Source organism: Allosalinactinospora lopnorensis, from assembly GCF_000981225.1.
In the GTDB taxonomy this organism is placed as follows: Bacteria; Actinomycetota; Actinomycetes; order Streptosporangiales; family Streptosporangiaceae; genus Allosalinactinospora; species Allosalinactinospora lopnorensis.
Window position 1 is genome coordinate 99574 of sequence record NZ_LAJC01000008.1, and the last position, 10315, is coordinate 109888.

General features: G+C 69.4%; 10 protein-coding genes. 6 read left to right on the plus strand and 4 right to left on the minus strand.

The window, feature by feature from the left end:
* The first annotated feature begins 230 nt into the window (after positions 1 to 230).
* The gene (locus tag VS93_RS04915) at positions 231 to 2018 is read left to right on the plus strand and encodes a GmrSD restriction endonuclease domain-containing protein (protein ID WP_046468813.1); all 1788 of its coding nucleotides are present in this window, start codon (positions 231 to 233) and stop codon (positions 2016 to 2018) included.
* Between the two features lie 354 nt (positions 2019 to 2372).
* On the opposite strand, the gene VS93_RS04920 is transcribed toward VS93_RS04915, so the two are convergent.
* From VS93_RS04920 to VS93_RS04930, 3 genes are all read right to left on the minus strand, one after another.
* Positions 2373 to 2573 (minus strand): hypothetical protein, encoded by a 201-nt coding sequence (locus tag VS93_RS04920; RefSeq protein WP_046468814.1) that lies wholly within the window; start codon positions 2571 to 2573, stop codon positions 2373 to 2375.
* Positions 2546 to 3871 (minus strand): RNA polymerase sigma factor, encoded by a 1326-nt coding sequence (locus tag VS93_RS04925; protein ID WP_052745538.1) that lies wholly within the window; start codon positions 3869 to 3871, stop codon positions 2546 to 2548. Before VS93_RS04925 ends, VS93_RS04920 begins: the two co-directional genes overlap by 28 nt.
* Before the next feature lie 93 nt (positions 3872 to 3964).
* A complete protein-coding gene (locus VS93_RS04930; protein ID WP_156184682.1) occupies positions 3965 to 4720 on the minus strand; it encodes an LPXTG cell wall anchor domain-containing protein in 756 nt (251 codons plus the stop codon).
* Positions 4721 to 5332: 612 nt separating this feature from the next.
* Here VS93_RS04930 and VS93_RS04935 point away from each other — a divergent pair.
* From VS93_RS04935 to VS93_RS04955, 5 genes are all read left to right on the plus strand, one after another.
* Positions 5333 to 5929 carry a carbohydrate binding domain-containing protein gene (locus tag VS93_RS04935; protein ID WP_156184683.1) on the plus strand — a complete coding sequence of 199 codons (597 nt, stop codon included), beginning with the start codon at positions 5333 to 5335 and terminating at the stop codon, positions 5927 to 5929.
* Positions 5930 to 6246: 317 nt separating this feature from the next.
* Positions 6247 to 6831 (plus strand): nuclear transport factor 2 family protein, encoded by a 585-nt coding sequence (locus tag VS93_RS04940; RefSeq protein ID WP_201776553.1) that lies wholly within the window; start codon positions 6247 to 6249, stop codon positions 6829 to 6831.
* An 83-nt stretch (positions 6832 to 6914) separates the two neighbouring features.
* The gene (locus VS93_RS04945) at positions 6915 to 7508 is read left to right on the plus strand and encodes a histidine phosphatase family protein (RefSeq protein WP_046468836.1); all 594 of its coding nucleotides are present in this window, start codon (positions 6915 to 6917) and stop codon (positions 7506 to 7508) included.
* Between the two features lie 616 nt (positions 7509 to 8124).
* The gene (thpD, locus tag VS93_RS04950) at positions 8125 to 9027 is read left to right on the plus strand and encodes an ectoine hydroxylase (protein WP_046468817.1); all 903 of its coding nucleotides are present in this window, start codon (positions 8125 to 8127) and stop codon (positions 9025 to 9027) included.
* A 93-nt stretch (positions 9028 to 9120) separates the two neighbouring features.
* Positions 9121 to 9501, plus strand: a complete 381-nt coding sequence (locus tag VS93_RS04955; RefSeq protein ID WP_046468818.1) for a DUF2267 domain-containing protein — start codon at positions 9121 to 9123, stop codon at positions 9499 to 9501.
* Between the two features lie 173 nt (positions 9502 to 9674).
* On the opposite strand, the gene VS93_RS30025 is transcribed toward VS93_RS04955, so the two are convergent.
* Positions 9675 to 9848 carry a hypothetical protein gene (locus VS93_RS30025; RefSeq protein WP_173434258.1) on the minus strand — a complete coding sequence of 58 codons (174 nt, stop codon included), beginning with the start codon at positions 9846 to 9848 and terminating at the stop codon, positions 9675 to 9677.
* Positions 9849 to 10315: the final 467 nt, after the last annotated feature.

The window sequence follows — 10315 nt, forward strand, 5'->3', positions numbered from 1 at the left end:
CCTGACGCCCCCAGACAGCAAATCCTCTGACCGAGCCGCCGGGACGCGTCCGGGCGGAAGCGTATCCCCGCGCCCGCGGGCGACAGGCCACCGCCCGGCGCGGCTTCGGGGCCAATCAACACTCACACGGAGCGAACCGGAGAATCCCGAAAACCGCGTACACACGCGAAAACCGCGGGCGATAATGGTGAGTTCCGCACGGGCCGCGATGCACCAGAGGGAGCGTGAGGTTGAGCGTCGAGTCGTTCGGCATTGAGAAGGAGTTCCTGTCGGACCTGCTGCGGCAGGCGCGAGAAGGGCGCATCCAGCTTCCGGAGTTCCAGCGGGGTTGGGTGTGGCCGGAACCCAACATCATCGGCCTGCTGAGCTCGATCTCGCTCGGATACCCGGTGGGCACGACAATGATGCTGCGCACCGGCGGGCAGACCCGGTTCAAGGAGCGCCCGGTGGAAGGGATCGAGCTGCCCGCGAACTCCTCGGCCGAACGGCTCCTGCTGGACGGACAGCAGCGGTTGACCTCGCTGTACCAGGCGCTGATGCTCAATCGACCCGTACGGACCCAGAACGAACGCAAGCACGAGGTCGAGGGCTGGTTCTATGTCGACATCGACCAGGCTCTCGATGAGACCTATGACAGGGAGAACGCCTTCCGGTTCATCCCGGCCGACCGGGTGGTGCGCACCGACTTCGCCCGCAGTGTGGAGTTGGACCTCTCCACACCGGAGAAGGAGTACGCCGCCGGGATGTTCCCTCTCACCCGGGTGTTCGACGCCGACGACTGGGCCGAGGGGTTCCGAGAGCACCACGACTACGACAAGGCCGCCAGCAAACGGTGGCAGGCGTTCAACAAGCAGTTCGTCAAACGCTTCGAGCAGTACCTGGTGCCCGTCATCGAACTGAGCGCGACCACACCCCGCGAGGCGGTCTGCCAGGTCTTCGAGAAGGTCAACACCGGCGGCATCACCCTGACCGTGTTCGAACTGCTCACCGCAACCTACGCCGCCGACGAGTTCGACCTGCGCCAGGACTGGCAGGAGTGCCAGCAGCATTGGGCCGACGGTCATTATCAGGTGCTCCACGGCGTGGCCGAAACCGACTTCCTGCAGGCCATCACACTGCTGGCCACCTACCGCAAGCACGCCGAACACACGGATGCCCAGTCGGACCGCGCGTTGCGGATCGGCTGCCGCCGCTCCGACATGCTGCGCCTGCCCCTGGAGGACTACCGCGCGTGCAGCCGGGATATCGTCGCCGGCCTCAAGGCGGCGGCGCACTTCCTGCACCACCGCTACATCTTCGACGTGAAGTCCCTGCCCTATGGCAGCCAGCTGATCCCGCTGGCCGCCATCCACGCCGTGCTCGGCCAGGAGTGGAACACCCACGACGCGCAGCAGAAAATCACCCGCTGGTACTGGAGCGGCGTCTTCGGTGAACTCTACAGCGGCACCACCGAGACACGCTTCGCCCGCGACCTACCGGAAGTGGTGGACTGGGTGCGCGGCAAGGGTCCCGAGCCGCGCACGGTCCAGGAAGCCCAGTTCCCGCCACAGCGGCTGCACACGCTGCGCACCCGCAACAGCGCCGCCTACAAGGGGATCTACGCGTTACTGATGGCCGGTGGGGCGCAGGACTGGATCAGCGGCAACGACGTGAACGCGGCCACCTACTTCGACGAGGCGGTCGACATCCACCACATCTTCCCCAAAGCCTGGTGCACCCGTAATGGAGTGCCGCGCACGACCTACGACTCGATCGTCAACAAGACCCCCCTGTCGGCCCACACCAACCGGGTCATCGGAAGTGCGGCGCCCTCGGCCTACCTGGCACGCCTCATCCGCGGGGAGGGGGTCAGCGAGGACGCGCTACTCAAGCACCTCCAAACCCACCTGATCGACACCAAGCCCCTCAGCGAGGACGACTTCTGGGCGTTCTTCGAGCGGCGGGAACGGGAACTGCTCGACCGGATCACCGCGGCAATGGGAACGGATCGTCCAGATCCGTCGGAAGCTGCGTCATAAGCTCAACGCGCTCCAGCCCTCGTGGCGCAGAACCTTCACAAGACGGAACATGTCGGCAAGCGCCCAACTTTTAGTTGGTTATCTGCTGCTCATCCAAGTCGCGATGCCGCCGTCGAGCGGACGCCCACCGCCTCGGGTCCGGTCTGCACGCCATGCGCCTCCTGCCCTACCGAGACGCGTCCGAGCGGAAGCGTATCCCCGCCGCGGGCGAAAAGCCACCGCCCAGTGCGCCCCTCAGGGCCGGTCACCACCCGCACGATCAGGCCTCCTGATGTTGTCGTTCGACGACATCAGGAGGCCGATTCGCGACCTCGGCGCTGTGGTGCGGGAGGCGCGTGCCCGCGCGACACCACATCAGTCGACCACCGGTGGCTCGGCTCCCCCGTCGTTGTCTTCCCGGGGAGGTTCGGGGTCGGCGGGCTCCTCCGGCGGCTCCCCGGTCGCCTGCGCGGACGGCTCCGGACAACTGGGGCGGCTCAGCTCGTGGGTCTCGCTGGTGTGGGTTCCGCCGCGGGTGTCGGTGAGGGTCACCGACCAGGCCACCGGCTGGTCCACGGGCAGTCCTGCACGCGTGCCCGCCAGGTGTCGGCGCCCCCCGGCTCCATGGGGGTCTCCGTCGCCGTCCCCCAGTCCACCCGGAGCACGCCCGACTCCACGTCGGTGCCCCCGCCCGCCGTTACCAGCAGCGCCCAGTGGGATACGCAGCCCTCCCCGGTCGCGTCCACGCCCTCCGTCCACAGCAGCGTGTGCTCACCGGTCTCCTCCTCCGCCGCGTGCTCTGTCCCGGTGGGCGCCGCGGCGGAGGCCTCACTCCCCGCCTCCGCTCCGGACGCTTCCACCGGCCCGCCGGGCTCCGGCTGACCAGAGGAGTCCGCCTGCCCGTCCGGGGGTTCCTCCGGGAGGAGGGACACCGGGGCGGAGGCTCCCGGCAGTCCCAGCAGCACCAGCGCGGCCAGCACGGCGAGCAGCGCCGTGACCAGGCTCGGAGCCGCGGGCGGCGTGCCCTCCGCAGCGGTGGGGCGGGGGAACCCGTCATCGCGGTACGGGCCGGTGGTCTCGGCGAGATCGGCGTGGTCCGCGACGAGGGCCGGATCGGCGGCGTCCTCCAGCACCGATTCGTACAGCCCCGGCGGTGCGACGAGGATGGGGGAGGCGCTGAGCAGCGCGGCCGGGGACATGAGGCGCCGGCGCTCCTCCGCGCACGCCGTACAGGAGTCGATGTGGCGGCCGATGCGTTTGCGCCACATCGGTGTGAGTTCTCCGTCCCACGCGGCGAGCAGGGAACGGAGGCCGGCGCAGTCGCGGCCCCGGGTCCGCGCCAGCACAACGGTGTCGAGCGCGCGTTTGAGCTGGGCGCGGGCGGTGGAGGCCACCGCGTGCGCCTGCTTGACCGGGACGCCGAGCGCGCCGGCGAGCTCCAACCCGGTGAGCTCGTGCCGGAGGGTGAGGTCGATGACCTCGCGTTCGCGCGGGTTGAGTCCGGCAAGGGCGGAACGGACCAGGTTTCGCAGGTCCTCGCGGTGCGGTCCCGCCTCCGGTGCTTCGAGCGTGTCGTCGTGCATGTCCGTGACCTCGTCCAGGGGCAGGCGCCGACGGCGGTCCCGGAGCAGGCGCAGGCACCGGGACCGGGCGATGGCGTAGAGCCAGGGCCGCAGGGCATCCGGCTCGCGCAGTTGGGCGGCCCGCTCTCGGAGGATGATGAAGGTGTCGTGCACGGCGTCCGCCGCCGCGTCCCGGTCGTCCAGCGTCCGCGCGCAGTAGTCGTAGAGGCGGTCGGCGTAGCGCCGGTAGGCGTCGGCCAGCCCGCTCGGGTCACCCGCGATGATCGCCTGGACGATCTCGGTGTCGCTCATGGGCGGACCCCCACCTCTCGATTCGTTGATTCTGCTACATGGCGGCACGGCGCGACAGGCCCGGCGCCTGTTGCGGCGCCGGGCCGGGGCGGGTCACTCGACGGCCGGCAGGGCGGTGTCCTCGGCGGAATCCGCGGCGCGTTTGTTCCGCCAGGCGACAAGCAGCGCCCAGCCGCCGCCGAGGACGAACAGCACGCCCAGGGCGGCGAGGGGCAGCGCCGCCGCGGACCCGGTCAGCGGCAGGCTCGACGTGTCACTGTCCCGGGGGACGGGGGTGTTCTCCGGCGTTTCCTCGCACTCGTCGCGCTCAGCGCCGTCTCCGGGCTCCTCGCACGGGTCGGGGGTCGTCTCGTCGGGGCACTCCAGCACCCACTCCCCGTTCAGATCGAGCAGGTAATCGCAGTCCTCCGGCGGGGGCGGGGTGTCGTCGGGGCACTCCAGCACCCACTCCCCGTTCAGATCGAGCAGGTAATCGCAGCCCTCCGGGGCTTCGGGCTCCTCGCCGTCGCAGATCCAGACCTTGCCGAACGGGGTGTGCACCCATTCGCAGTCCTCGGACGGAAGGTCGCCCGCGTCCTCGCCGCCGTCCTGCTCGCCTTCGTCACCTTCGTGCTCGCCCTCGTCGCCTTCGTGCTCCTCGTCTCCATCGTCTTCCTCGTCTTCCCCGGAGCCCTCCGGCGGGTTCGGGTCGTCCGGGTCCGGCGACGGCGGTTCGGTGGCGGGAAGGACTTCCTGCGGCCCCTCCGGCGGCGACGCCAGTGCGGCGGGGGCGAGCCCGAACGCGAATACCGTGACGCCGCCGAGCAGCAGGCTCGTGATCGCGGTGCGGGGGATGAGGCGTGTCGACATGGTGTCCTCCTGCGTGCTGATCGCTCTCACAGGTAGGAGCCGCCTCCGCGACCGGGACCAACGGTTTTTCGCGGATTTTTTTCGGGGGCCGGCGGCGGGTTCCGGCGCGGAGAAGAGTCCACCCGGGAGACGCGTGGACGCGCCGCCCGCGGACGCACCGCCTTCCACGTGGAAGGGCCCGCGAGACCGCGGATACGAGAATCCGGGCCTTTCCGCCGTTCCTCACATAAACCTGCATCCGTTATTTTCCATCTTCACCGATCGACACGTCCCGCATAGGCGGAATATCCGGCGATGTGCTGCCGACCAAGCACAAATACCCTGGACAGAACCGGTTTATGGATCACGGAGTTTTCAATTCGGACTGAGAGGAGAGCGGGAGAAATCGCCGCCCGACCAAGGAGGCGGATTTCCTGCCCACCGAATCGGACCTCGCTGAATAACCGGGAAGCGGCGGCGTTGCGACCGAATCGCCTGTGGGGGTCGCACGATCTTCCAGTGTTGCTTAAAGTACTCACGCCACCACAGACAGGGACCATCGTGTGGTGGTTCGCCCAGTAGGAGGGAAACCCCTTGTTCTTTTCTTTCCGATGTGTGCGCGGTGTCGCCGCCATGTGCGTTCCTGTTGCCGCGATCATGGCGCTGTCAACAGCACCCGCCGCAGCCCAGACGAAGATCGCGATCACCAACCCCTCTTTCCTCCAGCCTTCGGTCAAGGACGGCGGGAACAGCTATATCTCGGTCGGCACCCGTAACGACGCGATTCCCGGCTGGCGCGTCACGGAGGGCGGCGTCGACGTCCTCAGCCGCGATTCCGCGGACACCAGGAACAGGTCTCAGGCTTTGGACCTCAACGGTGCCGGTACCGACCCCGGCACGATCGAGCAGAAGATCCGTACCGACGGAATGGGGATGGTCACGGTGCAATTCCGGGCCAAGCTCAACAACGCCCACAGCTTCTGCCGCGACAACTCCAGGGCCCGGGCCACGCAGCAGGAATTCGTCGTCCGATTCGCCGGAAACCGGGACACGAGGTTCTTCAGTCTCGGAAGCCTGAACGAACCGGCCTCTTCCTCCTACACCGACTGGCAGAACTTCCGTGCCGAGTTCCACCCCTCCGGAGACTTCAGCAGGCTCCAGTTCGCCTCCAAGACACCGAACGCCCATTGCGGACCGGTGATCACCGACATCCGCGCCACCCAAACCTAGGACTCGACCCGCACAGGCCACGACCCCGACTTGCGTGCGGCCGGGGTCGTGGTCAGCCGTATGCCTGGCGGCACCGGCGCGCGGTTCCGCTGTCACCGTCACCACCGGTCGGCCGCTCCGCTCGCCCCGAAACCGCCAGCACGTTCACGGCCGAAGTACCCCCACCTCATCGGCGGCGTCCTCCCTCCCCACCGTCCGGAAGCCGGTCCCCGCCGGGCGGTGAGTTTCGGCGCCGGGACGAGTCTTCCTGGGGAGACGCACGGAGCGCCGCCCACGGACCGCGGAGCGGCGCCGTTGAAAGGACGGTGAGCCGAACCATGCCCGATAACCAGGAGCAGATCCGGACCCTGGTCGAACGGTGGGCCGAGGCGGTGCACAGCGGCGATATGGACGGTGTCCTGGCGGACCACTCCGACGACATCGTGATGTTCGATGTACCGCCTCCCTACGAGGGCGCTCGCGGCATCGACGCCTACCGCGACACCTGGCCGCCCTTCTTCGAGTGGCAGGAGCAAGGGGCCTCGTTCGAGATCGTGTCCCTCGACGTCACCGCCGGCGACGACGTCGCCTACGCCCACGCCCTGCTGCGCTGCGGCACTCCGCAGGATCTGGCCGAGAACCCGGCGAACCGGCTGCGGCTCACACTCGGGCTGCGCAAGGAGCAGGGGCGATGGGTCGTGGCACACGAACACCACTCGTTCCCCGACACCACCGTCGTGGACGCCGCCGCGGCCGAGCGCGAGCCGACGCGGCACACCGGTAAGCGGCCCGGCCGCACCGGCCCGCTGAGCGCAACGAGCAGGGGCGGTGGTCAAAGCGGACGAAGGAAGACGCCGCGGTATCCGATACCGCTCGCCGCCGCGGTACCTCGGTCGGCTTCATCATCGGCGAGTCTCTGTTGACAGCGCCGCGAACGCGGGCACACGTTCCTCGACACCCTCCCCCCTTCGTCATGTTGCGGTCGGTCCACGAAAGAATGCTCGGTGTGAGTGAGCTGATCATCGTGCGGCACGGGGAAACCGAGTGGAGCCGTACCAGGCGGCATACCGGGCGGACCGACGTTGTGCTGACCGACCGCGGCGAGGAGCAGGCCCGGCTGCTCAAGCCGCTGCTCGACCGCCGTTCACCGGCATACGCACTGGTCAGCCCGGCCGATCGCGCGCAAAGCACCGCACGGCTGGCCGGGCTGGAGAACACCGAGACCGAGCCGGGCCTGTGGGAGTGGGACTACGGCGGCTACGAAGGCCGGACGACCCAGCAGATCAGGCAGGAGCGGCCGGGCTGGTACCTGTGGACCGACGGAGTCGTCCCCGGCGACGCCGAGCATCCCGGGGAGTCGGTCGAGGAGGTCGGTGCCCGGATCGACACCGTACTGGAGCGCGTGCGCTCGCTGCTGCGCGCCGGCGATGTGGCGGTCGTCGCCCATGGCCACGTGCTGCGCGTGCTCGCCGCGCGCTGGCTCGGCTTGGAGCCCGCCGCCGGACGGCTGTTCAGGCTGGACACGGGGACGATGTCGCTGCTCGGCACCGAGCACGACCGCCCTGTCATCAGCGCCTGGAACGTGCCCCCGCCGACCTGACCGCCTCTTCACCCGGCGCGCCCTGCCGCGGCCGTTCGCGGGACGGGGGGTCGTTCACCCGCCCCCGCTCAGCGGGGGCGGGTGGCTCCGGGAGCGACGCGGCCCCTCCGGCCAGTGGATCCGCTCCGGCCACGATCGCCTGCGCGCCCTGCTCGACTCCAAGCCGCGCCTCCGCGACCTGGTGGAGTTCCACTGCGCCGCCATTGCGCCGCCCGGGGAATCACCTGGGCGGCCGAGCAGACCTACCTCGAACCCGTTCCCCGCTGACCTGGGGCTGCGCGATCACCTCGTGCACGGGTAGCCGGGCCCGGTTCCTCCCGGGCGTGCCGGTCGGCGAGCGGAACGGACGGGCGTTTCAACGTCGCCGCCAAGGGCAGCGGGCCGGGGCAGATCGGCGTGCGGGCGACCTCCGCACCCGACCAGTCCGCCAGTTGATTGCCGCGGCCGACTGACGGGCCGCCCTCCACTCCGGTGGGTGCGGCCCCGACGAAGACCGCACCGTGCCGAGGCCGCACCCGGTCTCGGCGGTAGCTCTGGACCGAGAAACCCGTGGAGCGCGGCCGGTGCCGACGGCACCGGCCGCTCCGAAGGGGGATTCACGAAAAAGGAGCAACCCATGACAGTTACAGATCTGAGCACGCAGGACCGTTATCCGACCCGGGTCGGCACCGATCCGGCTCTGATCGAGCGCGCGGATCCCACCGTGTGGCCGGGGGTCGACTCCGGCCCCGCCACGTCCGAGGAGCTGGAAGCGCACGACGCCAAGGGCTTCCACATCGTCGAGGGACTGCTGTCTCCGTCGGAGATCCGCACCTACCGGCGGGAGCTGCGGCGCCTCACCCAGGATCCGCGGGTGCGCTCCGACGAGCGCACGGTCATCGAGAAGACCTCGGACGAGGTCCGTTCGATCTTCGAAGTCCACAAGATCAGCGGCCTGATCGCCGACCTGGTCAAGGATCCGAGAGTGGTCGACCGTGCCCGGCAGATCCTCGGCTCCGACGTGTACGTGCACCAGAGCCGCATCAACTACATGCCCGGGTTCCGAGGCGGCGGCTTCTACTGGCACTCGGATTTCGAGACCTGGCACGCCGAGGACGGGATGCCCGCGATGCGGGCCGTCAGTCTCTCGATCGCGCTGACGGACAACTTCCCGTTCAACGGCGGGCTCATGCTCATGCCCGGTGCCCACCGCACCTTCGTGTCCTGCGTGGGCGAAACGCCGGGCGAGCACTACCGCTCCTCGCTGAAGGAGCAGAAGGTGGGTGTTCCCGGCGAGGACGACATCACCAGGCTCGCCCACCAGCACGGCATCGAGCAGTTCACCGGGCCGGCCGGGTCGGCGCTGTGGTTCGACTGCAACTCCATGCACGGCTCCGGGAACAACATCACGCCCTTCCCGCGGTCGAACATCTTCATCGTGTTCAACAGCGTGCGGAACGGCCTCGCCTCGCCCTACGCGGCCGGCGCTCCGCGCCCGGAGTTCATCGCCTCGCGCGACATCACAGCGGTGGCGCGGTAACACGTCCGGCACGGCCCGCCCGGAACCGCCGGGCGGAAGCGCACCAGCGCCGAGGCAACGGACAACGACGGAGACTACGCACGGGGAGAAAACATGCAATACGACGAGTTCATCGCCCACCTTCGCCGGAACAGCGACATCTCCACCCGGGAGGAGGCCGACACCGCCGCGAGGATCGTGCTCGCGACCCTGGGCCAGCGCCTGGCCGGCAACGAGCCCCGGGATCTGGCCAGCCAGCTCCCTCCGGAGCTCCAAGAGCCGCTGCTGCAGCACGTCGGCCCGGCCGAGGTCCCGGACGACGTGGACGACTTCCTGCGCCGGGTGGCCGACCGCGAGGGCCCCGGAACCAGCCCGGACCAGGCTCTTGGGCACACCCGGGCGGTCCTGACCACCATCGCGAGCTTCGTCTCCCAGGGAGAGATCGAGGACCTGCGCGCCCAGCTTCCCGCCGGCTACGCGCCCCTGTTCAACTAGCCCGTTCGCGGGCCCGCGCCTCGTCGGCGTTCCGCGGAACGCCGACGAGGCGCCAGTGCTCGGCGCCGCCCGCCGATGGCGGTCCCGCCGACCGCGGGCGACCAGGTGCCGGGCGCCACCATCTCCTGTCCAAGCGCGGAACGGCCGCGGAGTCCCCCGCGGCCACCGTGCTGTCAGCCCTCCTCGAAGTCCTCGCGGCGGGTGCCGGTCTCCTCCATCGCGTCCTGCAACTCCGCCTCCAGCTCCCGCCGGGTGTCCGGGTCCCGCTCCTCGTCATCGCCACGGTCGTCCGGCAGGACGTCGTCGGTGTCCGTCGTCTTCTTCCCGGTCTCCTCCGGCATGGTCACGGGGAGCCCCTCCTCTCGGTCGGACGTTCAGGAACGGGTCCCTACCCGGTATGTGCTCGGCTTTCACACCCGTACCGGGTGACCACTCGGCGGGGAACTCCTCGTCCGCGACTAACCCTGCCGCCCGGAACGGAGAACGCCGGCCGGGAGCCGCTCAGAGCGGGAGTCCGGCGCTGTCCGCCCTGGTGATCGCTCGTCGCCGTGATCGTCCTGTTCCGGTGGCCTACGTTGGTGCTCCGTCGAGGTGCACAGCGCGAAGCCGTGGCAGAGACGGTCGATGGTTCCACGTCAACGGGCTATGTCGACAACGACGTTTCATGCCGCCGTTGAGGGGACGTGCGAACCCGAACCACCTCTCCTCCGCGCCGCGGTCGAGTCCGCCCCAACGGCACGTTCCGCGGTGCTGTAAGGGCGCAGTCCGGGGTTGAGCTGAACACGGAGTTCGCCCAGCGCCGCAGAGAGCCGGC